This window comes from Streptomyces sp. NPDC091416, from assembly GCF_044756845.1.
GTDB lineage: Bacteria > Actinomycetota > Actinomycetes > Streptomycetales > Streptomycetaceae > Streptomyces.
Window position 1 is genome coordinate 1,408,191 of record NZ_JBIVTU010000001.1, and the last position, 24,480, is coordinate 1,432,670.

At 72.1% G+C, this 24,480-nt stretch carries 22 protein-coding genes and 1 pseudogene; 11 read left to right on the top strand and 12 right to left on the bottom strand.

The features are described 5' to 3' along the window. Positions 1-33 precede the first annotated feature (33 nt). Entirely contained in the window at positions 34-1,041 is a 1,008-nt protein-coding gene (locus ACIQMX_RS06360) for a phosphotransferase family protein (protein ID WP_402475370.1), read from the top strand. A 28-nt stretch (positions 1,042-1,069) separates the two neighbouring features. Here ACIQMX_RS06360 and ACIQMX_RS06365 read toward each other — a convergent pair whose 3' ends face one another. The 3 genes from ACIQMX_RS06365 to mshA all read right to left on the bottom strand — a co-directional run bounded on the left by ACIQMX_RS06365 (position 1,070) and on the right by mshA (position 4,905). Beyond that, entirely contained in the window at positions 1,070-2,791 is a 1,722-nt protein-coding gene (locus ACIQMX_RS06365) for a glycosyl hydrolase family 28-related protein (RefSeq protein WP_402475373.1), read from the bottom strand. Between the two features lie 143 nt (positions 2,792-2,934). Then, positions 2,935-3,462, bottom strand: coding sequence for a YbjN domain-containing protein (locus tag ACIQMX_RS06370; RefSeq protein ID WP_402475374.1), 528 nt, complete (start codon positions 3,460-3,462; stop codon positions 2,935-2,937). A 78-nt stretch (positions 3,463-3,540) separates the two neighbouring features. After that, on the bottom strand, positions 3,541-4,905 hold the full coding sequence (gene mshA / locus ACIQMX_RS06375) for a D-inositol-3-phosphate glycosyltransferase (protein ID WP_363073104.1): 1,365 nt from the start codon (positions 4,903-4,905) through the stop codon (positions 3,541-3,543). A gap of 223 nt (positions 4,906-5,128) precedes the next feature. Here mshA and ACIQMX_RS06380 point away from each other — a divergent pair, with 223 nt between their 5' ends. The 3 genes from ACIQMX_RS06380 to ACIQMX_RS06390 all read left to right on the top strand — a co-directional run bounded on the left by ACIQMX_RS06380 (position 5,129) and on the right by ACIQMX_RS06390 (position 8,971). Beyond that, positions 5,129-5,905: a class I SAM-dependent methyltransferase gene (locus ACIQMX_RS06380; protein ID WP_363073106.1), complete on the top strand. Its 777-nt coding sequence runs from the start codon at positions 5,129-5,131 to the stop codon at positions 5,903-5,905. A 282-nt stretch (positions 5,906-6,187) separates the two neighbouring features. Further along, positions 6,188-7,246 (top strand): NlpC/P60 family protein, encoded by a 1,059-nt coding sequence (locus ACIQMX_RS06385; protein WP_363073108.1) that lies wholly within the window; start codon positions 6,188-6,190, stop codon positions 7,244-7,246. 384 nt (positions 7,247-7,630) lie between these two features. Then, positions 7,631-8,971 (top strand): fused response regulator/phosphatase, encoded by a 1,341-nt coding sequence (locus ACIQMX_RS06390; RefSeq protein WP_363073110.1) that lies wholly within the window; start codon positions 7,631-7,633, stop codon positions 8,969-8,971. Here the strand turns inward: ACIQMX_RS06390 and ACIQMX_RS06395 are convergent. The 7 genes and pseudogenes from ACIQMX_RS06395 to ACIQMX_RS06425 all read right to left on the bottom strand — a co-directional run bounded on the left by ACIQMX_RS06395 (position 8,953) and on the right by ACIQMX_RS06425 (position 13,906). Next, positions 8,953-9,288 (bottom strand): DUF2516 family protein, encoded by a 336-nt coding sequence (locus ACIQMX_RS06395; RefSeq protein ID WP_363073112.1) that lies wholly within the window; start codon positions 9,286-9,288, stop codon positions 8,953-8,955. The genes ACIQMX_RS06390 and ACIQMX_RS06395 overlap by 19 nt on opposite strands. A 117-nt stretch (positions 9,289-9,405) precedes the next feature. Then, positions 9,406-10,026, bottom strand: a complete 621-nt coding sequence (locus ACIQMX_RS06400; protein WP_363073114.1) for a hypothetical protein — start codon at positions 10,024-10,026, stop codon at positions 9,406-9,408. Positions 10,027-10,077: 51 nt separating this feature from the next. Then, complete coding sequence (locus tag ACIQMX_RS06405; protein WP_363073116.1) at positions 10,078-10,542, bottom strand: helix-turn-helix transcriptional regulator; 465 nt, start codon at positions 10,540-10,542, stop codon at positions 10,078-10,080. A gap of 164 nt (positions 10,543-10,706) precedes the next feature. Further along, positions 10,707-10,829: pseudogene (locus ACIQMX_RS06410) on the bottom strand (helix-turn-helix domain-containing protein); the annotation flags it as partial. 50 nt (positions 10,830-10,879) lie between these two features. Beyond that, positions 10,880-12,058 (bottom strand): alpha/beta fold hydrolase, encoded by a 1,179-nt coding sequence (locus tag ACIQMX_RS06415; RefSeq protein WP_402475380.1) that lies wholly within the window; start codon positions 12,056-12,058, stop codon positions 10,880-10,882. A 214-nt stretch (positions 12,059-12,272) separates the two neighbouring features. Further along, positions 12,273-13,547, bottom strand: coding sequence for an RNA polymerase sigma factor (locus ACIQMX_RS06420; RefSeq protein ID WP_402475382.1), 1,275 nt, complete (start codon positions 13,545-13,547; stop codon positions 12,273-12,275). Next, positions 13,544-13,906, bottom strand: coding sequence for a YciI family protein (locus ACIQMX_RS06425; protein WP_363073122.1), 363 nt, complete (start codon positions 13,904-13,906; stop codon positions 13,544-13,546). The genes ACIQMX_RS06420 and ACIQMX_RS06425 overlap by 4 nt, the downstream gene beginning before the upstream one ends. A 313-nt stretch (positions 13,907-14,219) precedes the next feature. Here ACIQMX_RS06425 and ACIQMX_RS06430 point away from each other — a divergent pair, with 313 nt between their 5' ends. The 6 genes from ACIQMX_RS06430 to ACIQMX_RS06455 all read left to right on the top strand — a co-directional run bounded on the left by ACIQMX_RS06430 (position 14,220) and on the right by ACIQMX_RS06455 (position 21,890). Further along, positions 14,220-14,759: an NUDIX domain-containing protein gene (locus tag ACIQMX_RS06430; RefSeq protein WP_402475385.1), complete on the top strand. Its 540-nt coding sequence runs from the start codon at positions 14,220-14,222 to the stop codon at positions 14,757-14,759. A gap of 127 nt (positions 14,760-14,886) precedes the next feature. After that, positions 14,887-15,981, top strand: coding sequence for a MerR family transcriptional regulator (locus tag ACIQMX_RS06435; RefSeq protein WP_402475387.1), 1,095 nt, complete (start codon positions 14,887-14,889; stop codon positions 15,979-15,981). Between the two features lie 163 nt (positions 15,982-16,144). Beyond that, positions 16,145-16,888, top strand: a complete 744-nt coding sequence (locus ACIQMX_RS06440) for an alpha/beta hydrolase (protein WP_402475390.1) — start codon at positions 16,145-16,147, stop codon at positions 16,886-16,888. Positions 16,889-17,137: 249 nt separating this feature from the next. Then, positions 17,138-17,971, top strand: coding sequence for an NAD(P)H-binding protein (locus ACIQMX_RS06445; protein WP_402475392.1), 834 nt, complete (start codon positions 17,138-17,140; stop codon positions 17,969-17,971). A gap of 96 nt (positions 17,972-18,067) precedes the next feature. Next, complete coding sequence (locus tag ACIQMX_RS06450; protein WP_402475395.1) at positions 18,068-18,430, top strand: hypothetical protein; 363 nt, start codon at positions 18,068-18,070, stop codon at positions 18,428-18,430. 52 nt (positions 18,431-18,482) lie between these two features. Beyond that, complete coding sequence (locus tag ACIQMX_RS06455; protein ID WP_402475397.1) at positions 18,483-21,890, top strand: tetratricopeptide repeat protein; 3,408 nt, start codon at positions 18,483-18,485, stop codon at positions 21,888-21,890. Between the two features lie 144 nt (positions 21,891-22,034). Here the strand turns inward: ACIQMX_RS06455 and ACIQMX_RS06460 are convergent, their stop codons facing one another. Next, positions 22,035-22,430: a GNAT family N-acetyltransferase gene (locus ACIQMX_RS06460; protein WP_402475398.1), complete on the bottom strand. Its 396-nt coding sequence runs from the start codon at positions 22,428-22,430 to the stop codon at positions 22,035-22,037. 66 nt (positions 22,431-22,496) lie between these two features. Then, a complete protein-coding gene (locus ACIQMX_RS06465; RefSeq protein ID WP_402475399.1) occupies positions 22,497-23,615 on the bottom strand; it encodes a serine hydrolase domain-containing protein in 1,119 nt (372 codons plus the stop codon). A 183-nt stretch (positions 23,616-23,798) separates the two neighbouring features. On the opposite strand from ACIQMX_RS06465, the gene ACIQMX_RS06470 reads away from it, so the two are divergent. After that, positions 23,799-24,458 (top strand): TetR/AcrR family transcriptional regulator, encoded by a 660-nt coding sequence (locus ACIQMX_RS06470; protein WP_363073140.1) that lies wholly within the window; start codon positions 23,799-23,801, stop codon positions 24,456-24,458. Positions 24,459-24,480 lie beyond the last annotated feature (22 nt).

The window sequence follows — 24,480 nt, forward strand, 5'->3', positions numbered from 1 at the left end:
GTCACGGGGTGACCGCTCGAAGGGGGACCGCTGATGTCCGTCGATTCCGCTCTGTCCGCCGTGCTGGGTTCCGTGGGCGTGCCGCCGGAACTGGTCGCCTCGTGCGATCCGCTGACCGGAGGTACGTACAACGCGGTCACCCGCGTCGGCCTCACCGACGGCCGGCGGTGGGTGGTGAAGACGCCTCCGCCGGGCGGGAGCCATCTCGCCTACGAGCGCGATCTGCTGGTCAACGAAGTGGCGTTCTACACCGCGGCGGCCGCTCTCGCCGACGGGACCGCCGTCCCCGGCCTGGTGCGCAGCGGACTCGATCCGGCCGCACCCGGGGGCGCTTACGTGATCATGACGGAGCGTCCCGGGCAGCCCTGGCACGAGCTCGGCGGCGCCCTGGCCGACGACGAGGGCCGGCGGCTGCGCACGGAACTCGGCCGGATCGTCGGCCGGCTGCACACCGTGCCGGGTCCGGGCGGATTCGGCTACCCGTCCGCGGCGCTCGGCCCGTTGGCCCCGACCTGGCGCGGCGCCTTCACGGTGATGACCGAGGCCGTGCTGGCCGACGCGGAGAGGTACGGGGCGCGGCTGCCGCGTACGCCTTCGGCCGTCCGCCGCCGGTTCGACGCCGCCTCGTCCGTCCTGGACGACGTCGCCCGGCCCGCCCTCGTCCACTTCGACCTGTGGCAGGGCAACATCCTGGTCGCCGGAGAGCCGGGTGCGCGGCGGATCGGCGGGATCATCGACGGGGAGCGGATGTTCTGGGGCGACCCGGCCGCCGACTTCGTGTCGCTCGCCCTGTTCGGGGACATCGAGGAGGACGAGGACTTCCTGACCGGGTACGGGGAGTCGGCGCCGGGCGGGCCGGTGGAGTTCGACGGTTCCCTGCGGTCGCGGATCGCGCTGTACCGCGCGTACCTCTACCTGATCATGCTGGTGGAGACCGTGCCCCGGAAGGCGTCCGCGGAGCAGCTGGAGTGGACGTGGAACGAGGTGGCGCCGCGGCTGGAGGCGGCGCTCGACGAGGCGGGACCGGCGCCGCGGGCCTGAGGGCGGCCGCGGCGCCGGCACGCGTCCGTCAGTGCCCCAGCGCCCGTTGGGCGTCGTACAGGTTGCGCGGGCGGACGGCTTCCGGGGTTCCGTACGCCTCCAGGCGGGTGTGCAGGTCGCCGGTGAAGTCGGGGACGTCGGTCTGGTCGAACTCCGTCACCTCGCTCACCCCCACGGTCGCGCTGTACGGGGCGAGCCCGTCGATCCGCATCAGGCCGGCCCGGCCGTTGGTGACGCGGATGTTCCAGTGCGTGAAGCGGGCGCCGAACAGCGGTCCGGCGCTCGCGTCGCCGCCGTGGCGCCCGTTGTTGTTCACGGTGATGTCGGTGCGGACGTTGGCGAACGGCATGCCCCGGTGCGAGTCGAAGGTGCCCATCTCCATCACGCCGCGCGACCACACGTTGTAGCTGGACAGGCCCTCGACGTTGATGCCGTGCAGCTGGGTCCCGGAGGGTGCCGGGACGGTGCGCTGCTCGATGGTGAAGTCCTCGATCAGGTTGTCGTGGCTGCCCTCGCGGCAGTAGTACGGGTGGTGGGAGCCGCGCCCCGCGACCTTCGTGCGGCGCAGGGTGCAGGCGGAGGCGCCGATGAGGCCGAAGCCGTTGTCGACGTGGCGGACGGTGATGTCGTCGGCCCAGCAGTCGTACGCGCACTGGAACGCGACGCCGTTGTAGCCCTTGTCGAGCAGGTGCGGGGACTGGGGGGTCTCGACCGCTTCGAGGGTGAGGCCTTCGACGCCGGAACCGGTGAGCGGGGCGGCGAGGGTGGTGAGCCGCGGGTCCCATTCGGGGCGGACGTCGAGCGGGAGCGGCCGTTCCAGGGTGACCCGCCGCCCGTGCACGGCGGTGATGCGGACCGGCCACTCGTAGGGGACGTACGAGGTGAGCTTGGTCTTGTCGTCCCAGTAGTACGCCTCCGGACCGGCGCCGCCGCCCGCCATGTGCTCCAGCAGGGTGTGCGCGGAGTCGTCGGCGAGGCGGAGCAGGACGAGTGCGCCGCGCTTGAGCTTGCGGGCGTCGTCGACGGTGATCGTACGGTCGCCGAGCCGGGCGGGAGCGACCGTGGTCAGGGTCTGCCACTCGTCCCGCTTGTTCCCCGTCCAGCCCTCGAAGGGCCAGGCCTTCGCCTTGATGGCGTCGGTGAGCGAGGTCCAACGGGCCTCGGGGCAGAGCCAGATGAGGCCGCCGGCCCAGGACCAGCTGGACTTGTCGCCGCCGTAGCGGCTGCCGTACGCGCCGATGAGCTCGGTGAGGCTCTTCGTGGCGAGGAGCGTGGTGCGGCCGCTGCCCGCGCCGCGGACCACGACGTCGCTGTGGCCGATGCGGATGATGTCGTCGATGCGGTAGGTGCCCTCGGGAATGAGGACCGTGCCACCGCCGCGCTCTCCGGCAGCGGCGATGGCACGGTTGATCGCGGGGGCGGCGTCGGCGGAGTTGTCCGGCCGGGCGCCGTAGTGCCGGACGTCGGCGGTGAAGCCGTGGCCGGTACGCGGCCGGGGCAGGGCGGAGCCGCCGCGGTAGCCGGCCCGGCCGATGAACGGGATCTGCGGGTGGGTGAGGGGCGCTGCGGTGAACTCCCGCCAGATCGGGGTCGGCTGTGGCCGTCCGCCGGCTGCGGCGCCCCGGCCGCCGCTCGCGGCGAAGGCCGTTCCGCCGCCGAGCGTTCCCGTTGCCGCGGCCGCGGCAACGGCCACCGCACTGCCGAGCAGTCCACGCCTGCTGATTTCCCTCTTCGCCGCCTGGGGCGCCATGAGCCGGTCCGCCTTCCACGATTTTCACGGATGTGAACGATGTTCATATCTGCGTCGGCGGTGAGCATGCCACGAGCCCCGGGCGCAGCGAAAGGGCCGCGCACCGGGGAATCTTCAGGCGAGGAATTGCCCAGCAGCAGACGTCAGTTGACGGGGCGCTGGGTCAGATTTGTGAACGCTTCCAGGTTCCGCGTGGACTCGCCGCGCGACACCCGCCACGCGTACTCCTTGCGGATCGCGCTCGCGAAACCGAGTTCGAGCAGGGGGTTGAAGGCGCCGTCGGCGGCCTCCAGGACCACCCCCAGCAGCCGGTCCAGCTCCCCGGGCGTCACCACGGAGAGCGGCAGCTTGCCGACGATGTAGACGTCCCCGAGCGAGTCGATCGCGTAACTCACGCCGAACAGCCGGAGGTTGCGCTCCAGCAGCCAGCGGTGCACCGCCGCGTCGTTCTCGTCGGGGTGGCGGATGACGAAGGCGTTGAGGGACAGTGCGTGCGTGCCGACGATGAGCGAGCACGTGGTGGCCAGCTTGCGGGTGCCGGGCAGCTGCACGACGTAGTGGCCGGGCGCGGGGCTCTCGTAGTCGAGCCCGGCATCCTTCAGCGTCGCCGCGATGACCTGGGCGACCTGTGTGACCTGCGGCGTCGCCGCTTCCTCGGGTACGTCAGCCATGGAGCGAGCGTACGCCCGTCGGGCAGCGGCGTGCTTGCCGGCATGTCCCGGCCGAAGCGTGGCGCGGGCGCGCCGCCCTCACCCGTGGTGGGAGCGGACCCGGCGCCGGTGGTCCTGGACCGCGCCGCTGTACACGTCCGCGGTCGCCGCCGCCGCCGTGTCCCAGCCGAAGCGCCGCGCGTGCGCGGCGGCCTCGCCGCCCATCCGGTCGACGAGCTCGGGCGCGACCGCGAAGCGCTCCAGCGCCGCCGCGTACGCCTCCGGGTCGTGCCCGGGGATCAGGAAGCCGCTGACCCCGTCCCGTACCGCCACCGGCAGTCCCCCGACGGCCGCCGCGACGACCGGGGTGCCCGCCGCCTGGGCCTCTATGGCGACCAGGCCGAAGGACTCGCTGTACGAGGGCATGACCAGCACGGACGCGGCGCGGAACCAGTCGGCGAGCTGGTCCTGGCCGACCGGCGGGTGGAACCGCACGACGTCCGCGATCCCGAGGCGGGCCGCCAGCTTCTGCAACCCCTCCGGCTTGGCGAGCCCGCTGCCGCTGGGGCCGCCGACGACCGGCACGACGATGCGGGAGCGCAGCGACGGATCCCGGTCCAGCAGCGCGGCGACGGCGCGCAGCAGCACGTCCGGGGCCTTCAGCGGCTGGATGCGGCCCGCGAAGAGCGGGATCAGGGCGTCCTGCGGCAGTCCGAGGCGCTCACGGGCCGCCGCGCGGCCGTCGGCGGGGCGGAAGCGGTCCAGGTTGACGCCGGGGTGGACGACGGCGACGGCGCCCGGATCGGCGTCGTAGAAGCGGACGAGCTCGTCCGCCTCCTCGGCGGTGTTCGCGATCAGCCGGTCGGAGGCGTGCACGATCTGGGTCTCGCCGATGACGCGGGCGGCGGGCTCGGGGGCGTCGCCCTCGGCGAGCGCGGCGTTCTTGACCTTGGCCATGGTGTGCATGGCATGGACGAGCGGGACGCCCCAGCGCTGCGCGGCGAGCCAGCCGACCTGGCCGGAGAGCCAGTAGTGGGAGTGCACCAGGTCGTAGTAGCCGGGGCGCTGACCGGCCCACGCCTGCATCACGCCGTGCGTGAAGGCGCAGAGCTGGGCGGGCAGCTCCTCCTTCGCCAGACCCTCGTACGGGCCCGCGTCGACGTGCCGGACCAGGACGCCCGGCGCCATCTCGACGGCCGGCGGCAGCGCGCCGGTGGTGGAGCGGGTGAAGATCTCGACCTCGATGTTGATCGCGGCCAGACGCTTGGCGAGTTCCACGATGTACACGTTCATGCCGCCCGCGTCACCCGTGCCCGGCTGGTGCAGCGGGGAGGTGTGCACGGAGAGCATCGCGATCCGGCGCGGTCTGCGGTGGCCGCCGGGGAAGGAGCCGGAGAAGCCTGCGGGGAACCTGAGACGCGGCGCGACCCGGCTGCTGCCGAGCCGGGAGACGTACTGACTCACGTCGTCCGGTCCTCCTCGCTCAGGGCACTGGCACCGACCTCGTTCACGGCATGCCACGACAGGGGCGCGGGCACTCCCGGAAGGAGGGCGCACGGACCCTTTCGCACAGGCTGGAACAGTGGAACTCCTCCTTTCATTTCCGCTTTGCCAAATCATTACGGTACGGCTCCGGCGCGTCGCGGTGCTGACCGCCGGGCCCGGGCGAGTGGTTACGCTCTGTGTCATGCGCCCGATCGGCACCGCCACCCGCGGGACCACCAACCCGAACCGGCTGCGCCGCATGGACCGCTGGATCGCCGCCACGCACGGCCCCGCCCTGCGCCGCGCCGACGCCCCCGTGGCGGTCGACCTCGGGTACGGCGCCGCGCCCTGGACCGCCGTCGAGCTGCTGGAGCGCCTGCGCACCGCCGAGCCGCGCACCCGCGTGGTCGGCATCGAGATCTCCCCGGAGCGCGTCGAGGCGGCGCGTCCGTACGAACGCGACGGCCTCACCTTCCGGCACGGCGGCTTCGAGATCCCCCTGCCGGAGCGGCCCGCGCTGATCCGGGCGGCGAACGTGCTGCGCCAGTACGACGAGGGCGAGGTCGTCGCCGTATGGGAGCGGCTGTGCGACCGGCTCGCGCCGGGCGGCCTGCTGGTGGAGGGCACCTGCGACGAGATCGGGCGCCGCCACGTCTGGGTGGCGCTGGGCCCGGAGGGCCCCCGCACGGTCACGTTCGCGACCCGGCTCGGCTCCCTCGGCCGCCCGTCCGACCTCGCGGAGCGGCTGCCCAAGGCACTGATCCACCGCAACGTGCCGGGCGAGCCCGTCCACGCCTTCCTGCGCGACTTCGACCGGGCCTGGGCGGCGGCGGCGCCGTACGCCTCGCTGGGCGCACGGCAGCGCTGGATCACGGCCGTCCGGACGCTGTCCGGCACCTGGCCGCTGACGGACGGCGTACGGCGGTGGCGCCAGGGCGAAGTGACGGTGAAGTGGGCGGCACTGCGACCCGAACGCTAGCCCCGCATCCGGGGAACAGGGTGAACTCTCCCGGCACCGGGAACGTCGGCACGGCATCGTTCGTCCCAGAACAGGGGGGCCTGAACCACACGGGCGGACACCAGGGGCCGGGGGGGGCGCCACGGGGGTTCGCGAGCTGCGGAGATGTGTCTGCCTCTGTTGCTTTTCGGTAGGGCATGGCACGATCTCGTCGGCGCCGTAAGTTACTGACGGTAAATCAGATTCGTGTCTACATCCGTACCAGCATCCACATCGCAGGGATCCGCTCGGAGGGGGAGCTTCGTGTACCGACGCCACTGTGCCGCTGCCGCGATCACTCTGGTCTGCGCGATGGCCGTCCTGGCCTCGCCGGTCCAGGCCTTCGCGGCACCCGCGCCCCCTTCGCCCGCCGCGGACCGGCCGGCGAAGAAGAGCCTCGAAGAGGTGCGCCAGGAGATCGACGGCCTCTACCGGGCCGCCGGATCGGCAACGGACGCGTACAACCTCGCCGAGGAGAAGGCCAGGAAGCAGTCGGGCGAGATCGTCAAGCTGGCCCAGGCCATAGTCGAGGGCCAGGCGAAGATCGCCGAACTCAAGAGCCGAGCGGGCGCGCAGGCCCGCGAGGAGTACCGCAACGCAGGCCTGCCGCCGGGCGCCCGGCTCATGCTCAGCGGCGACCCGCAGCTCTTCCTGGACGGGATCGGCAGGGCTCAGCAGGGCCAGAAGGCCACCAAGGGACTCCTGGGGGAACTGAACAGGACCCAGGAGGACCTGGAGACGTACACGCAGGACGCGAGCACCAACTGGACGAAGCTCGAAGCCAATCGCGTCAAGCAGGCCAAGGCCAAGAAGAAGATCAACGAGCAGATCGCGGCGGCGAAGAAGCTGGAGTCCCAGCTGGAGAAGAAGGAGCGCGCCCGCCTCCTCCAGCTGGAGCAGGAGGCGGAGTACAAGTCGCAGACCGCCTGGCTGAGCTCCGGCGCGCTGAAGGAGATCAACCGCGAGGCGAGCGCGCGCGGAAAGAAGGCGGTGGCCTTCGCGACCGCCCAGATCGGTCTGCCGTACGTGTGGGGGGCCGTGGGACCCGAGTCGTACGACTGCTCCGGCCTGACGTCACGGGCCTGGGCTTCGGCCGGCCGGCCGATCCCGCGCACCTCGCAGGAGCAGTGGCGGCAGCTGCCGCACATCGCGATCAAGGACATGCGCCCCGGCGACCTGATCATCTACCACGGCGACGCCAGCCACGTCGGGATGTACATCGGCGACGGAGCCATCGTCCACGCCCCGCGCCCGGGCCGAAACGTCACGCTCGCCGGAGCGGGCTCGATGGAGATACTCGGCGTCGTCCGCCCCGACAGATAGCCGCTCCGCCCGCCGCTCCCCAGACGCCGCCCGGCCACCGCCCGAGCGGCGCCACGACGGCCGGTACGCCTCCGGCGTGAGCGGTGGCACTCCCCGCCCGGAGCCCCGGCGAGCGATGCCGCCCCCGCCCGGACGCCCCGGCGTGAGTGGTGCCACTGCCACCCGGAGCCCCGGCGTGACCTTTGTCATGCCCCCACGAGCGCCCGCGAACGGCGCAACGCGCCGGATCCGTGACCTGACGCGGCTTATGCCGGTGCATATGCCGGAGGCCGAGTGCTGTGCGCCATTCCGTTCCCGCATCCCGTACCGCTATCGTCCCCGTCTGGCGGATCGTCGATCGTCGTTCCGCCGCGCCCTCGGGGGGAGGGAAGGAAACCCGAACCGATGCCCGTACCCGTACCGCAGCAGCGTGCCGTTCCCGCTGCGGAGGCCAGCAACGGCACCGACCTCACCCTCCTGGTGATCGAGGACGACCCGGCGGGCACCTTGAGCGTCCCGGAACTCTCGGCCGCGACCGGTGCCCGGGTCCGTGTCCGCGCCGCCCGCAACCTGACCGAGGCGGGCCGGCTCCTCACGGACGACGTGGACTGCATCCTGCTGGACCTGGCCCTGCCCTCCGGCGACCGGGGCGCGGAGGCCGACGGGCTCGCGACCCTCCAGCACGTGCTGCGGATCGCGCCCCGGCACGCGGTGCTCGCCCTCACGGCCGAGGACGACGCGGAGCTGGCCGCCGAGGCCGTACGGGTGGGGGCGCAGGACTACCTCTTCCGCGGCGAGCTCGACGGCAGGCTCCTCAGCCGCGCCATCCGCTACGCGGTCGAGCGCAAGCGCGCCGACGTCACCCAGCACAAGCTCACCGAGTCCCGGCTGCGCGCCCAGGAGAACGCCCGGCTGGAGCGCGGCCTGCTGCCCACCCCGCTGCTCGACGGCTCCGATCTGCGCTTCGCGGCCCGCTACCGCCCCGGCCGCAGCCGCGCGCTGCTGGGCGGCGACTTCTACGACACGGTCCGCACCCCCGACGGCACGGTGCACGCGATGATCGGCGACGTCTGCGGGCACGGCCCGGACGAGGCGGCACTCGGCGTCGAGCTGCGGATCGCCTGGAGGGCCCTGACCCTGGCAGGACTCTGCGGCGACGAACTGCTCTCCACGCTCCAGCAGGTCCTGGAGCACGAACGGGAGAGCGAGGAGATCTTCGCGACGCTCTGCACCGTCGACATCGCCCCCGACGGCCGCCGCGCGGGCCTGTGCCTGGCGGGCCATCCCGCGCCGCTGATCGCCCGGCAGGGACGAGCGGCGCATCTGCTTCCGTACGAGGACGGCGGACCGGCACTCGGTCTGCTGCCGCGCGCCCGCTGGCCGCGCCGACAGGTCGAACTGGGCGGCACCTGGAGCCTGATGATGTACACGGACGGGCTGATCGAGGGCCGCGTCGGCAACGGCACGCAGCGTCTCGGCCAGGACGGCATGGTCGCGATGGTCAACCGCCAGCTGGCCGAGGGCCTGGGTGGCGAGGACCTGCTGGAAGCGGCGGTCACGCACGTCCGCGAGCTGAACGGCGGCGAACTGACCGACGACGTCGCCGTCCTCCTGCTCGACAGGGAGCAGGACACCGCGCGCGACACCGCCCGCCACCGGGCGCAGCACGGCGGCCGGGGCCGGAGCATTCCGCGCCCCCGCCCCGGACAGGTGTCACCCGCAGGCGTTCAGCGCCCGCCGTTGTAGGGCCCGTACGGCCCGTCGCTGCTGGAGCCGCCACGCCGGCGGCCACCGCCGGACACGGCCTTGAGTGCGGGCCGTACGTCCACGAAGAACACGATGGACGCGATCAGCCCGGCGATCTGCAGGAAGAGCATCGGCGCCCAGAGGTTCACCACCACCGCAATGCCGAGGATGATCAGCCAGAAGGACTTCTTCTGCTTGTCCGCGGCGCGGTAGGCGTCCTCGCGGGCGATCGCGGCCATGACGAAGGCCACCACGGCGAGGACGGTCATGACCGTGAAGATCAGCCCGAGGATGGAATTGAAGCCTTCGAGCAACATGAGGTGCACCGCCTAGTGAGTGGATGAGCGCTCGCGGCCAAGGTACCGGGACAACGACCGGGGCACGGGAAAAAGTGCCCGCCCGCCGCCCCGGCACACCTGCCGGGCAACGCCGCGCTACTTGGCAGTGGGCGGCGTGGTCTTCTTGGCGGCGGGCTTGCGCGCGGGCGCCTTCTTGGCGGGCGCCGCGGGCGACGGCTTGGCCGCCTCGGCCTTGACGGTCTTCGGCGCGGGCTTGGCGGCGGGCTTCGGCGCGGGCTTGACCGTCTCCGGCTTCGACTCCTTGCGCGGCTCGACGACGACGGCGATCTCGACGATCTCCTCGGCGGTCTCACCACGCCACGTGCGCACGCTCTGCTCGCCGCGCTCGGCGACCTTCTCGTACGTCTCCCGAGCCCTGACCGCGTACTCCGCGGCCACGCCGACGCCGCGCAGCGCCAGGTCCTGGGCGCTCTCGCCCAGCTTCTTCAGGTCGGTGTCGAACGCCCCGATCACCTCGGTGACCTTGGCCTGGAAAGTGGCCTGCGCCTCCTTGGCCTGCCCGGCCACCTTCTCCTGCACGGCCTTGGGGTCGGTGTTGCGCACCGCCTCGATGCGCTCCGGCGCCTCGGCCCGCAGCTGCTCGATCAGGGCCGGAACCTTCCGGGCCTGCTGCACGGCGAGATCGGCCGTGCCGGCGGCGAAGTAGAGCGGGGTCGGGTCGGTGAGGGTCTTGCGCAGGTCATCGGTGATGGCCATGACTGTGGTCCTCCCGGATCATCAGACTCAGTGACTCAGCTGCTCAGCGACTCACTGTGAGGGTTTTGAGGGCTTTGAACCTGTATCGGCAGCACTGCCGTCGGCACTGAGGGACTTATCCGCACCGGATGGGTGTCCCTCACCGTCCGCGGGGTCCACGGGCTCGTCCTCGAACCCGTTCTCCTTGCGGAAGGAGGCGTAGATCTGCAGCAGCACGCTCTTCTGCCGCTCGTTGATCGACGGGTCGGCGAGAATCACCGCCCGCGTCTCCAGCTCCTCCCGCTCCCGCTCGTCCAGGATCCCGGCCCGTACGTACAGGGTCTCGGCAGAGATCCGCAGCGCCTTCGCGACCTGCTGGAGGACCTCGGCACTGGGCTTGCGCAGCCCGCGCTCGATCTGGCTGAGGTAGGGATTGGACACCCCGGCGGCATCGGCGAGCTGCCGCAGCGACAGCTGCGCGGTACGGCGCTGCTCGCGCAGGTACTCGCCGAGATTGCCGACGTTGAGTGAGGCCATGGGTCGATGGTGGACCCTGACTGCTAACTTTTGCAAGCAGCTGCTTGCAAAAGTGTTCCGGACCACTCGGACGGATGACTGTGACTCGCGGCGACACCTGTCACTTCGCGGCGATATCTGTCCCTGGTTGCACTGACCGGGGACGTTGGTCAATCGCGTGAAAGGACGGTAGGCCAGGACACCTGGAGCCGAGCGACCACCTCGCTGACAGGCCACCCGTCCTCGACGACGAGTCGTGCGACCTTCAGACGGTGGCGCTGAGTCAGTGCGGCGTCGCGGTGCGACATGGCAGTGCCCCTCCTGGGCCGGTCGGCCCAGGAGGGGCACTGCCATGTGTTCAGGGTTCGAGCAGGAGCCCGAGGACGTGGGCGAACTCTGCCGGCTCGGCGCTTGCGCCGAGGTGGTTGCCGGGCATGTCGATCAGAGGTAGCTCCAGAAGTTCAGCGAGCGCTCGGGTCGCCCGGCGCGCCATCTGGTGATGGCTCAGTGAGCCGGCGCACAGCGTCACCGAAACGCGGCGGATGGCCTCGATGTCGGGGACGTAGAAGACCGTGGGGCCGGCCATCCGCCCCAGGAAGTAGCGGTTCTTGTCGAGTTCCTCGACCGGCAGCTCGGGTAGCGCCATATGGGCGGGAGGCGTCTGATCCGGTCCTGTGTGGTGGGCAGCGCCGCTGAGGTCAAAGAACTCTTGCACGGCCCGCTGAGGATCAGCCTCTGCGGCTTTGAACGCTGCTGCGGCTCGTCCGGTCAGCTCTGCGTCGTCCAGGAGGGACATGAGGGGCGGCTCATGCAGGATGGCCCGGCCGACCACGTCAGGATGCTGCTTGCCCAGCTCCAGCAGCGTCACGGCACCGCCACTGGTACCGACGAACAGGGCGGGTCCTCCGGTGAACCTGTCGACAAGTGCAGCAAGGTCCTCGGCAAGGACCTCGGGCGTGGGCGCGGCCATCCCTGGGACCGCACGGCTGGACCCGATACCACGTGGATCGTGGGTGACGACGGTAAAACGTCCTGCAAGCTCATGCGCCAGCGCTGCGAAACCGGCCCGCCCAGCCGGCGCGCCGACGAGGAACAGCAGTGGCCCCTCGCCCTGGACACCGAAGGCGATCGTGCAGTCCGGTCGGTCGAGAAAGTCCACCGAACCCGTGATCCGATCACTGAAGTCCGCGATCTTCCGAGTGATCACATCGAGCGCACGGTCCAGCTCCTCGCGCCTGTCGCGGACGCGACGGCGATGAGCCGTCAGCAACTCCACTCGGAGCCTGGCCGGATCAGCCACCTTGTCGTCGGCGCCTGTGAACTGCGCGATATCGGCCAGTGGCATCCCCGTCTCACGGAGATGAACCAGCATGCGGACCAGCTCGACGTCAGCCGCCGTGTATCGGCGACGCCCCGCACTGTCGCGCCGTGGAGACGGTACGACCCCCTGACGTTCGAAGTACCGCAACGTGTCGGGCTCCAGACCGATCCACGCCGAGACCTCCGCGATACCGAACAGCTCGTCTGCCTCACTCATGCCTCAACCCTCGCCCCTGAACCTCGGTACAGGTCAAGCGATCGTCAGCCGGACCGCGGCTTCGACACCTCAACAAGCTGTCCGGGTCGGCACAACCGGGCCAGATCCCCCGCTCGGTGGCAGTTGTCGCTGCGAGTCGCCATGACGGGGCCCGGGCACGGCAGGTGAGCCGGTCCGCTGCCTCGGCCGAGGCGGCGCGGACCTGCGACGGGAGTCAGCCGCTTCGCTCCGCCGGCCGGTCCTGTCCAGGGGTGAGGCGGGCCGCGCGGGACGTGAGGTGGCGTCGCTCCGGTGTGCTGCTGGTACGCCGGGCAGCCTCGCGGTACGCGTGAGCCGCCGCGTCGTGGTCGCCGCGTTGTTCCAGGAGGTGGGCGCGGACCGCGAGCAGGCGGTGGTGGTGTGCGGTGCGCCGGTCGGAGTCCAGGGTCGCCAGCAGGTCGAGCCCGGCGGCCGGGCCGTGCACCATCGCGACGGCGACCGCGCGGTTGAGGGTGACGACCGGGTTCGGCGCGAGGTGCTCCAACAGGTCGTACAGGGCGAGGATCTGCGGCCAGTCGGTGGCGTCGACGTAATCGGCCTCGTCGTGGACGGCGGCGATCGCCGCCTGCAGCTGGTACGGACCGACCCGGCCCTCGGGCAGGGTCCGGCTGATCAGGTCGACGCCCTCCGTGACGAGCCGGCCGTCCCACAGGGCGCGGTCCTGCTCGGCCAGCGGCACCAGGACGCCGTCGGGCCCGGTGCGGGCGGCACGGCGGGCGTCGGTGAGCAGCATCAGGGCCAGCAGTCCGGCGGTCTCGGCGTGGTCGGGCAGCAGGCGGTGCAGCAGCCGGGTGAGCCGGATCGCTTCGGCCGACAGGGCAGGCGCGGTCAGATCGGTGCCTGCGGTGGCGGTGTAGCCCTCGTTGAAGACCAGGTACAGCACATGGAGGACCGCTTCCAGGCGTTCGGCCCGGTCGGCCGGCTGCGGCAGGCGCAGCGGCGTCGCGGAGTTCCTGACGGTCTGCTTGGCTCGGCTGATGCGCTGGGCCATGGTCGCCTCGGGCACCAGGAAGGCGGCGGCGATCTGTGCGGTGGTCAGGCCGCCGACCGCGCGCAGGGTCAGGGCGATCCGGCTGGGCTCCGACAGCGCCGGGTGGCAGCACAGGAACAGCAGTGCCAGGGAGTCGTCCCGGTCCGCGGGCGCCTCGGCGTCCGCGGCGCGGCTGAGCAACTCGGCCTGGGGCGTGGCGAGGGCGATGAGGTCCTCGCGCCGGCGCCGCGCCTGCTCGCTGCGCACCTGGTCCACCAGCCGTCGGGAGGCGACGGTGACCAGCCATCCCCGGGGACGGTCCGGGACTCCCTCGGCGGGCCATTGCAGGGCGGCCGCCAGCAGGGCCTCCTGGACGGCGTCCTCGCAGGTGTCGAAGGCGCCGTAGCGGCGGACGAGCGCGCCGAGGACCTGCGGCGCCAGCTCGCGCAGCAGGTCCTCGACGCCGGGTTCCCCGCTCACAGGTCCGTCGCGGCGTCGTGCAGGACCGGCCAGAGCTCGACCGGGTCGGTGTCCGCGAAGGGCATGTCGGCGGCGATCTCCTGCGCGCGCTCCAGGGACTCGCAGTCCAGCATGTAGAAGCTGGCGAGGTATTCCTTGGTCTCCAGGTAGGGCCCGTCGGTGACCGCCGGGACACCGTCCTTCCGGCGCACCAGCTGCGCGTTGGCCGCGTCCGCCAGGCCGTAGGCGCCGAGCAGTTCACCGCTGTCGCGGTACTTCTTGTTGAACGCGTCCTGCCTGGCGATCGCTTCGGGCCAGGCGTCGGCCGGGAAGGAGTCCCACTTGGCCTGGTTGCCGTAGATCATCGCGACGTACTTCATCAGGTGTCCCCTTGCGTCCCGCGCACCCCTTCGGCGCGCTTCCACCCCTCAGTCGGAGCCGCGCACGCCTCCTCGACATCCGCCACGGAAAAGTTCTCCGACTTTCTTCCGGGCCGCGCCGGCGGGCGGACCTGCGGTACGGAAAGGCGGGCGGACCGGCGGCGCGGACCGGCTCAAACGATCAACCTACCCGGCGCCCTCCGGCCCGGGGCGGCCCTGCGCACCGGCGCCTCCTTGCGCAGGTGCTCCCCGGTCCGGTTCCGCGCACCGCCCGGAAGCACCGTTGTCCGCGGGCCCTGCCAGGGTGTGCGTCATGGATGAACGGGTGGATGGACAGACGGCTGAACCGGCGGATGAACTCGTTGAGCGTGTCGATGATCAGGATCGCCTGCTGGGGACGGCGGTCAGCCGTCGGCGGGCCGTCCGGGAGGGCTGGCTGCACCGGGTCGCCGTGACGGTGTGCCGTGACGAGCACGGCCGGATCCTCGTCCACCGGCGGGCGGAGGGGCTGTCGCGCTTCCCCGGGCTCCACGAGGTCGTGGTCGGTGGCGCCGTGGGTGCCGGCGAGTCCTATGAACAGGCCGCCGCGCGGGAGCTTGCCGAGGAGTTGGGCGTTCGGGCGCTGCCGCGCCTGCTGTTCACGTTCCTCAACCGCAGCGGTCTGAGCCCGCACTGGCTCGGCGTGCACGAAGCGGTGGTGCCGGATGCCGTGGCCGCCGATCCCGACGAGGTCGCCTGGATCGGCCGGCTGACGGAGCCGGAGCTGCGGTCGGCCCTGCTGGAGTGGCGCTTCACCCCCGACAGCCACGAAACCTTCGGCAGGTATCTCGCGTTCCGGGCCGCACGGTCCTGACCGGGCCCGTTTCTCGGGCCGGGTGCCGGGACGACGACAACCTGGGCCCCTCGGTTGACCTTCACCTTGGGGGAGCCCACAGCATCGGTGGTGCCGGGCGACGCGCCCGGTATGAGGAGGGACGGGCATGGAGCTGCTGACCATCGGGACGTTCGCGAAGGCGTCCCGGCTGTCACCGAAGGCGCTGCGCCTCTACGACGAGCTCGGCCTGCTGACTCCCGCTCGCGTCGACGCGGTGACCGGCTACCGCCGCTACGCCCCGGAGCAGCTGGATCAGGCCCGGCTGGTCGCCTGGCTGCGCCGGATCGGGATGCCTCTCGCCCGTATCCGGCAGGTCTGCGCGCTGGAGTCGGGCCCGGCTGCCGAGGAGATCCGCGCGTTCTGGGCCCAGGTCGAGGCCGACACCGCCGCACGGCGGGACCTGGCCGCCTTCCTCATCGACCACCTCTCCCGGAAGGACCCCGCCATGTCTGCGACCACCACTCCCCTGGGCATCCGTTACGCCGCCCTCTCCGACACCGGCCTCGTCCGTGAAAGCAACCAGGACACCGCCTACGCGGGGTCCCGCCTGCTCGCCGTCGCCGACGGTTTCGGCAGCGCGGGCGCTCCCGCGAGCGCCGCCGCTGTCGACGCGCTCAAGAGCCTCGAAACCGACCGCATCCCGGCGGGCAGTCTCCTCAACGCCCTCGAGGCCGCGATCGGCCGCGCCGAGCGGGCCGTGCACGGCCTCTCCGGCGCCGACTCCTCCTCCGAGGCGGCCGGCACCACACTCACCGCGATGCTCTGGACCGGCACCCAACTGGCCCTCGTCCACATCGGCGACTCCCGCGTCCACCTCCTGCGCGACGGGGAGCTGTTCCAGATCACCCACGACCACACCGTGGTGCAGTCGATGATCGACGAAGGCCGCATCGGCCCGGAGGAAGCCGCCTCCCACCCCCAGCGCTCCCTGCTGATCCGCGCCCTGGGCCGAGGAGCCGACTCCACCCCCGACATGCGCCTGCACGACGCCCGGCGGGGCGACCGCTACCTGCTCTGCTCCGACGGCCTGTCGACCGTCGTGCCGGCCGAGGAGATCCACCGGGTGCTCGACGGGATCAGTGAGCCCGAACAGGCGGTCCGCGAGCTCATCGCCCTCGCCAACGGCTCCGGCGGCCCCGACAACGTCAGCTGTGTGGTCGCCGACGTCGTGGAGCTCCGGCCGGCCCCGGAAACCCGTTGACGGGCCGCGCCGGGTCGGCGTTAGTCTTGCGGAGGCCGTGCGAGAGAACGAGGAGGTGGTACCCGTGAACGCAGTATCGACATGGGTGCTCCCTTCCGGAGCCATGGTCGGGCGATAGACCGCCCGGGAGCGCCGTCTCGGAGCACTCCCGAAAGGCACGACCATGCAGTTCACTTCCGAACAGCACCTCGACGACGGCGTCCTCGAACGCGCATTCACTCTCGGCGGGATCCCCGGCATCCTGTGGACGCCCGCAGCGGCGCCTTCGTCCTCCTCACCGGCCCCGCTGATCCTGCTCGGCCACCCTCCCCTCGGCCTGCGCAGGATGTACCCGCGGCTGGCGGCCCGGGCCCTGCGGTCCGCGGCGGACGGCTTCGCGACGGCCACCGTCGAGCTCCCGGGGAGCGGCGACCGGCCCCGCCTGCCCGTCGTGGACCGGGCCCGCGCCGACCTGCGCCGGGCCATGGAGACCGGCGGGCCGGTCACCGACGAGATCATCGACGCGCTCGTCCTCCCGCTGGTCGACGAGGCGGTCCCGGAATGGCGGGCGGCCCTGGACGCCCTCCTCTCACTGCCCGGGATCGGTGGCCCCGTCGGGTACTCGGGAGGCGTGATCTCCATCGGCATCCGGCTGGCGGTGGCCGAGCCGCGCATCGTGGCGGCCAACCTCTTCGCCGGAAGTCTCGTGCCGCGCGCCATGTTCGAGGAGGCCCGCCGGGTCACCGTTCCGCTGCACGTCCTGTTGCAGTGGGACGACGAGGGAAACGACCGGCAGGCGGCCCTGGAGCTGTTCGACGCCTTCGGTTCCAAGGAGAAGACCCTGCACGCCAACATGGGCGGTCACACCGGTGTCCCGCAGTTCGCCGGGGACGCCGCGGCCCAGTTCTTCACCCGGCATCTGAAGTGAGGCGACGGCGTCTGAAGTAGGACGGCCCGGGCGCCTCGCCGTCGGCGTGCGGTAGGCGCTGTGACCGGATCGCGCACGTGAGGTTGCCCCGACCGGCCCGTCGGGGCAACCTCACGTGCACCTCCACCGGCGTTCGCGACGCGGTACGGATGACCGGCGGACGCGCTCAACCAGCCTTGACCTGAAGGGCGATTGAGCTTCTAGCGTCTTCCCGACTCGCTCGAAGACCGACGACGGGAGAACACGCTCATGATCCTCGTGACCGGAGCCACCGGAAACATCGGCAGCGCACTGCTGAAGGAACTGCACGCACACGGTGCCGGACCGCTGAGAGGCCTCACCCGCCACGCCGCACAGGCCGCCTTCCCCGAAGGCGTCGAAACCGTGCAGGGCGACTTCGCGGAGCCCGCGTCGCTGAAGCCCGCGCTGGAGGGTGTGCGTGCGCTGTTCCTCGTATCGCGTCTGGGCCCGGACGCCGACATCCTCGACGCCGCCCGTCGGGCGGGCGTGGAGCACGTGGTGCTGGTGTCGTCGATCACCGCCCTGACCCATCCGCACCTGGTCCCCGCCCAGGAGAACCTGGCCGTGGAGCGGCTGCTCAAGGAGAGCGGTATGGCCTGGACGATCCTGCGGCCGACCCAGTTCGCCTCGAACACCCTGATGTGGGCGGCTCCGGTCCGTGCGCACGAGACCGTTGACGCGCCGTACGCGGACACGGCGCTGCCGACCATCCATCCCGCGGACATCGCGTCGGTGGCCCGGGTGGCACTGACCGAGCCCGGCCACCAGGGGCACACCTATGCCCTGACCGGTCCGGAACCGGTATCGGCCCGCCGGCAGGCCGCGGCCATCGCGGAGGCGCTGGGCCGGGAGGTGCCGTTCGCCGAGATCAGCCGCCGGCAGGCCCATGCCCGGATGGCCGCGGTCTTCGGAGCGGAAGCCGCGGACGCGGTGCTCGACGTCATGGGCGGAGACGTCAACGACGGGCTGCTGACGGTACGCGACACGGTTGTGCAGGTCACCGGCGTCCCGGCCCGGTCGTTCGGGCAGTGGGCCGCGGAGAACGTCGCAGCCTTCCGCTGAATCGCCCGGACCGGGCACGTTCATCCGTACGTTCAGGGACACTTGGCCCAGGGAGAACACCGGCACAGCACACATCTGAACGGTGGACGGGGAGGGATGGACGTGTCGCAGGGCTGGAAGATCACGGTCATTTTCATGGCGGCGGCCGGCGTCCTGTCGACCCCGTTGATCTGGCTGCTGGACAACCCCGACGCCGGCCAGCTGGCCGGCGCGACGGTCCAGGCCGCCACCGGGATCGCCGCACTGGTCTGGGCGCTGCTGCAGACACCTCCTGCCGCCGGGCCCACGGATCTGGCATCCGATACCGGGGACGCCGACGGAACCGACGGCGGCACGGCTCACACCGGTGTACGGCGCGCCGCCGGAGCGGGGACCGGGGCAGCGAGGGCGGAGCGGACGGGGAAAGCCGTCGCGCGAGGGTCCGGCAGCAGGGCCGGGACCGGCATCGACTACAGCTGACCCCCGGGCCCGCAGCCCACGCAGCCCCTCCCGAGAAGGAACGCATCCCGTCATGAGGAGCCGCAAACGCCGCTCGACGCCTGCCTCCGACCAGGCCGCTCCCCACGCCGGAAACGGCCTGCCGGAGCAGCCCGTGGCGGCGGCCGGCGCCGACGGCACCCACGACGCGGGAACCGCGGCAACCGGCTACCGGGGCCCCGTTCCGGGGCCCGCCGCGCCTTCGGGCGGGGGGCTGGTGCAGGTATCGCGGACCGGGGACGCCACCGCGTCCTGGGGCGCCACCGCCATCAGCGGGTACGTCCGCGCACTGACGGTCGTCAACGAGGCCGCCCCGCGCACACCGGCCGCCTGGCCGCACCAGGTCGGCGTGCTCCCGGCCCGCGCCCTGTCCTTCCAGCACCGCGCCGAACGCGACCAGTTGCGCGCGACGATGGGCGGCGGAGGCACCGCGGTCCTGAGCCAGGTGCTGACCGGGACCGGCGGTGTGGGCAAGACCCAGCTGGCCGCCGACTACGCCCGCAGCGCATGGGAGAGCGGCGAGGTCGACGTACTGGTGTGGATCAGCGCGAGCAGCCGCTCGGCCATCACGGCCGGGTACGCGCAGGCCGGTGTCGAGATCCTTGCCGCCGACCCCGGTGACCCGGAACAGGCCGCGCGGGCCTTCCTGGCCTGGCTGGAGCCCAAGGCCGAACGGAATCAATGCCGTTGGCTGGTCGTGCTGGACGACATCGCGGATCCTGCCGACATCCGCGGCCTGTGGCCGCCGGCCGGCCGCCACGGCCGCGTCCTGGTCACCACGCGCCGCCGCGAAGCGGCCCTGACCGGAGCGGGCCGCCGCCTGGTGACCGTAGGACTGTTCACCCCGCGGGAAGCTGCCGCGTACGTCACCGCCGTACTCGCCGCGCACGACCGCCACGAGCCGGCCGACCGGATCGACGGCCTTGCCGCCGACCTGGGTCATCTGCCACTCGCCCTGGCCCAGGCCGCCGCCTACATCGTCGACGCCGGCCTGACCTGTGGCTCCTACCGGGAGCTGCTGGCCGACCGGATGGCGAAGCTGTCCGGGTTGCTGCCGGAGCCCGGTGCGCTGCCCGACGACCAGACCGTGACCGTGGCCGCCACCTGGTCCCTGTCCGTCGAGCGCGCCAACCGGATCCGCCCGGCGGGCCTGGCCGGCCCCATGCTCCAGCTGGCCGCGATGCTCGACCCCAACGGCGTGCCCGCGGCGGTTCTGGCCGGCGAACCCGCCCTGGCCCATCTCGCCGAGCACCGCGTCCTGACCGGCGAGGACTTCACGGAGGAACCGGAACCGGTCCTGCCCGGGGACGCGTTGAGCGCTCTGCGCGCACTGCACCGGCTCAGCCTCATCGACCACAGCCCCGACTCGCCCCACCAGGCCGTCCGCGTCCACCAGCTCATCCAGCGCGCCACCCGCGACTCCCTCACCCCCGGCAGCCACCACCGCATCGCCCGCACCGCCGCCGATGCCCTGCTCCTCGCCTGGCCCTCCATCGAACGCGACACCGCCCTCGCCCAGTCGCTGCGCGGGAACACCCAAGCACTCACCCGTCACGCGGAAGGCGCCCTGTACGGGCCGGCCGGCCTGCACACCGTGCTCTTCCGCGCCGGCGTCAGCCTCGCCGACGCGGGCCAGGTGGCGGCCGCCGTCGACTACTTCCAGCGCCTCGCGAGCACGGCGGACGAACGGCTGGGGCCCGAACACGTCGCCACTCTCGGCGCACGGCACAACCTCGCCCACTGCCGGGGAGAAGCGGGGGATCCCGCCGGTGCGCTCAGGGCATTCGCCGAGTTGCTGGCTCAGACCTCGGCACTGCTGGGCGCCGACCACCCCTACACCCTCGCCACCAGGTCGTCCCTCGCGCAGTTCCGCGGGGAGGCCGGGGACGCGGCCGGGGCCGCCACCGCGTTCGCCGAACTGGTCGCGGATCAGGCTCGCATACTGGGGGCCGACCACCCCGGGACCCTGGTCACCCGGGAGAAGCTCGCCGGGTGGCGAGGGCAGGCCGGGGACGCGTCCGGCGCCGCCACCGCGTTCGCCGAGCTGCTGCCGCACCGGCTCCGCGTGCTGGGGCCCGACCACCCCCACACCCTCAGCACCAGGTCGGGCCTGGCCCACTACCGCGGGGAGGCCGGTGACGCGGCGGGGGCCGTCACGACGTGCGCCGAGCTGCTGGCCGACCTGCTCCGCGTCCTCGGGCCCGACCACCCCGAAACCCTCGGCGCCCGGCACAGCCTCGCAGGCTGGCGTGGTGAGGCCGGGGACGCGGCCGGAGCCGCCGACGCGCTCACCGAGCTGCTGGCCGACCGGCTCCGCATCCTCGGACCGGACCACCCCGAGACCCTCACCACCCGGCAGAACATCGCCCACTACCGGGAGGTGGCCGGGGACCTGGCCGGGGCCACCACCGCGTGCGCCGAGCTGCTGACCGACCAGCGTCGCATTCTGGGACCCGACCATCCGGCCACGCTGGCCACCCGGCAGAACATCGCCCACTACCGCGGGGAGGCCGGAGACGCCGCCGGGGCCGCCGGAGCCCAGGCGGAGCTGCTGTCCGACCTGCTGCGGGTCCATGGGCCCGACCACCCCTTCACCCTTGCCACGCGGTCGACCCTCGCCAAGTGGCGCGGAGTGGCGGGGGATGTCACCGGTGCGGTGAACGCCTTCAGGGAACTGGTGACCGACACCCTCCGCGTACTCGGCCCCGACCACACCTACACCCTGATCCACCGCCACAACCTCGCCAAGTGGCTCGTGGAGGCCGGGGATTCGGACGAGGGCATCGCCGCCTGCGATCAGCTTCTGCACGACATGCTTCGAGTCCTGGGCCCTGATCACCCCCACACCCTCACCGCCCGGCACCACCTCGCCGAATGGCGGGGGAACGCCGGGGACGCGGCCTGGGCCGCCCACGCGTTCGCCGAGCTGCTGCCCCATCGGCTGCGCGTCCTGGGACCCGATCACCCGGAAACGCTCACCACCCGGCAGAGACTGGCCTGGTGGCGCGGGCAGACCGGGGATCCGGCCGGGGCGGCCGCCGCCTACGCCGACCTCGTCGCGGACCGGCTCCGGGTGCTCGGACCCGACCACCCGCTGACCCTGATCGCCCGGCACGGCCTCGCCCGCTGCCGGGGCGAAGCCGGGGAAACGGCCGGGGCCGCCGCCGAACTCGGGCGACTCCTGCCCGATCTCCTTCGTGTGCTGTCCCCGGACCACCCCCTCACTCTGAGCGCTCGGAGCCGCCTGGCCCAGTGGAGCGGCGGCAGCGACGGAGGGGTCGCTCCGGACGGCGGAAGCGGAGAGGCCGATCCGGACGGAGGCAGCGACGGAGCGGCGGTTCCTGAGGTCGGGAGCGCAGAGACCGTTCCCGGTGCCGGAAGCGACGGAGGGGCCATTCCCGGCACCGGAAGCGGAGAGCCCGTTCCCGACGGCGAGAGCTGAGCGAGTCGTTCCCGAGGCCGGGGGCCAGGGTTCTTGTATCCGTGCCGGGCCCGGCTGCGCCGACGGCTCAAGGCGCCTCGGCACCGGCATGGCGTCCTTCCCCGAGCACGCGTGGCTGCGGAGCCGTTGCCGTGGCCGTAACCGTCAGAGAGCGATCAGCCCCGCCGCTGTCTCCCGGAAGCCACAGGCGTCGAAGTAGAACGACCGCAGATGCTCTTCGAAGTCGACGTGGAGCCACGCACACTTCGCGGCACGGGCCGCCCCGGCCGCAACGGCGACGAGCTCCGTGCCGACCCCTCTCGACCGAAGGTGCCGGGCCACCACCGTGTCCAGGACGAAGGCGTGTGCTCCTCCGTCCCAGGCGACGTTGACGAACCCGGCCAGCGAACCGTCCTCGTACGCGCAGACCCAGCCCAGGCTGTGGCGTTCGAGCCGTGTCCGCCAGTCGGCCGGCGTGACCGGGGAGCCGAAACCGTCGGCGTGCAACGCGTCCAGGGACGCGTTGTCGAAGTCGCCCCGCCACTCGTACGTGATCGCCACGCCGGGATCATACGGCGCCGGCCCGCAACGGCCGGGGCGGCGGCCGGAGACCGTCCCGTCCGGCGGTCAGCCGGACATCGCCACGCCGTGCAGCGCCGCCAGCGCCTCGTCGATGGGATGCGGTTGCGGGCGGCCGTCGGCGTCGAGCCGGTTCCACCGCTGCAGGTTGAGCGCGACCGCCATCCGCCGCCGGCCGTCGGCCCGGATCATGGCCAGTGTCCCGCCGCCCCAGACCGTGCCGCCGTGGCCCCAGAAGGTGGCCCGGCCGGAGCCCTCCATCGGGTACAGCCCGAGGCCGTAGTCCATCAGCTTTCCCTCCTGGGAGACGATGGGGACCGTGCGTCGCATCTGCGCCAGCGACGACGGGCTGACGATCTCCCCGGCCAGCAGCATGCCGAAGAAGCGGTTGAGGTCCGCGACGGTCGACGTCAGCGAGGCCGACGGGCCCGCGTACGACATGTCGAAGACGCTGTAGTCGCGCGGCGGTTCGATCATGCCGAACCACGCCTCGTAGAGGTTCGAGTGCGGTCCGTCCATGTACGGCCCGGCGGGGAATCCGGTGTCCTGGAGTCCGGCGCGCTCGATGACGTCCCGCGTGATGCACTGCTCGGCCGTCGTGCCGCTCACCTCTTCCAGGAGTTGGGCCAGGAGCAGGTAGTTGGTGTTGGAGTACAGGCCCGGAGTACCGCCCGGGGCACCGGCGGCCGGGGCGCTGACTCCCTTCTCGATCAGGTCGACGGGGTCGAACCGCGTGAACCGGTGGTCCTCCAGACTCTCCGGCCCGGTCTCCGCGACGACGGGCATCCCCTTGAGGGACGGATAGACGTACGGGAGGTACTCGGCGAGGCCGCTGGTGTGGTTGATCAGCATCCGTACCGTGATCGCGTCGCCGCGTTCCCCGGGAACCAGCTCCGGAAGGTACCGGCCGATCGGTGTGTCGAGACCGATCCGGCCGTTCTCGGCCTGCCGCAGGACCGCCGCGGTGGTGAAGGTCTTGGTGATGCTGCCGACGCGGTGCCGCATATCGGCGGTGACGGGACGGCCCGTGGTGACGTCGGCGACTCCGGCGGCCCCCCGCCACACCTGGTCACCGTCCCGCACCTCGGCGAACAGACCCGGCATTCCGGCGTGGTGGACATGGTCGAGGGCCGCGTCCAGGGCGGCACGGTCCAGTGCGTTCTTCACGTCATGCGTCCTTTCGTATTCCCCGGGGTGAGCTCCGCGTGGGTCGCCCACCCCCGGATGACAGGGCACGAGTGCATGCCGGTCCGCCCTCAGGCCGTCCGGCACCCCCTTGTCCTCATTATGCACGCGGTGCGTGCAACACCAAGTGCATACGTTAGGCTGAGATCCGGCGAGAGGGGTGACATGGCAGGTCGAAGGCGTTGGTCGACCGAGGAAATCCTGGATGCGGCAGTGGAGTTGCTGAGCTCCGGCAGCACGGAGTCGTTCAGCGTGCGCAAGCTCGCCGCGACGCTCGGGACCGACTCATCCAGCCTCTACCGGCACTTCCGCAGCAAGACCGAACTGCTGCGGGCGGTCGCCGACCGGATTCTTCTGGACGCGATGAAGGGCCACCGCCCCGAGGGTGACTGGAGGCAGCGCATCACCTCTCTGGCCCTGCGCGTGAGGGACGCGTTCGGCAGGCAGCCCCAGCTCGCCGCGGTCTGGGGGCGTTACGCGTCGGGCGGGACCGGTTCCCGGCTGGTCGTGGAAGAGGTACTGCAGGCCCTGCGCGCGTCGGGGCTGCCCGACGAGGAGATCCCGGTGCGCTACCACCGGCTCGCGGTCCTGATCGCCGCACTGGTCTCCTCCGAGGCCGGGGTCACCACCATCACCTCGGAGGAGTACGAACAGGGCATGGAGCTCTTCCGCGTCTCGGTACTCGGCGCCGATCCCGAACGCTTCCCCGCCCTGGCCCACTTCGCCCGCGACGTCCGGCCGCTCGGAGCCGACCGCGGCGCCGCGTTCGAGGAGCTCCTCGCCGCGCAGCTCGATCAGATCGAGGGTGCGGTCCGCTCGGCGTAGCCGGCGCCGCCGGCCACCGGGC

Bases quoted from the DNA above. Each gene is read 5' to 3' on its own strand.
- ACIQMX_RS06430 (WP_402475385.1), top strand. From the start codon at position 14,220: ATGGATGAACGGGTGGATGGACAGACGGCTGAACCGGCGGATGAACTC.
- ACIQMX_RS06390 (WP_363073110.1), top strand. From the start codon at position 7,631: ATGCCCGTACCCGTACCGCAGCAGCGTGCCGTTCCCGCTGCGGAGGCC.
- ACIQMX_RS06435 (WP_402475387.1), top strand. From the start codon at position 14,887: ATGGAGCTGCTGACCATCGGGACGTTCGCGAAGGCGTCCCGGCTGTCA.
- ACIQMX_RS06445 (WP_402475392.1), top strand. From the start codon at position 17,138: ATGATCCTCGTGACCGGAGCCACCGGAAACATCGGCAGCGCACTGCTG.
- ACIQMX_RS06395 (WP_363073112.1), bottom strand. From the start codon at position 9,288: ATGTTGCTCGAAGGCTTCAATTCCATCCTCGGGCTGATCTTCACGGTC.
- ACIQMX_RS06380 (WP_363073106.1), top strand. From the start codon at position 5,129: ATGCGCCCGATCGGCACCGCCACCCGCGGGACCACCAACCCGAACCGG.
- ACIQMX_RS06425 (WP_363073122.1), bottom strand. From the start codon at position 13,906: ATGAAGTACGTCGCGATGATCTACGGCAACCAGGCCAAGTGGGACTCC.
- ACIQMX_RS06405 (WP_363073116.1), bottom strand. From the start codon at position 10,542: ATGGCCTCACTCAACGTCGGCAATCTCGGCGAGTACCTGCGCGAGCAG.
- ACIQMX_RS06450 (WP_402475395.1), top strand. From the start codon at position 18,068: ATGGACGTGTCGCAGGGCTGGAAGATCACGGTCATTTTCATGGCGGCG.
- ACIQMX_RS06370 (WP_402475374.1), bottom strand. From the start codon at position 3,462: ATGGCTGACGTACCCGAGGAAGCGGCGACGCCGCAGGTCACACAGGTC.
- ACIQMX_RS06400 (WP_363073114.1), bottom strand. From the start codon at position 10,026: ATGGCCATCACCGATGACCTGCGCAAGACCCTCACCGACCCGACCCCG.
- ACIQMX_RS06365 (WP_402475373.1), bottom strand. From the start codon at position 2,791: ATGGCGCCCCAGGCGGCGAAGAGGGAAATCAGCAGGCGTGGACTGCTC.
- ACIQMX_RS06440 (WP_402475390.1), top strand. From the start codon at position 16,145: ATGCAGTTCACTTCCGAACAGCACCTCGACGACGGCGTCCTCGAACGC.
- ACIQMX_RS06360 (WP_402475370.1), top strand. From the start codon at position 34: ATGTCCGTCGATTCCGCTCTGTCCGCCGTGCTGGGTTCCGTGGGCGTG.
- ACIQMX_RS06470 (WP_363073140.1), top strand. From the start codon at position 23,799: ATGGCAGGTCGAAGGCGTTGGTCGACCGAGGAAATCCTGGATGCGGCA.
- ACIQMX_RS06415 (WP_402475380.1), bottom strand. From the start codon at position 12,058: ATGAGTGAGGCAGACGAGCTGTTCGGTATCGCGGAGGTCTCGGCGTGG.
- ACIQMX_RS06455 (WP_402475397.1), top strand. From the start codon at position 18,483: ATGAGGAGCCGCAAACGCCGCTCGACGCCTGCCTCCGACCAGGCCGCT.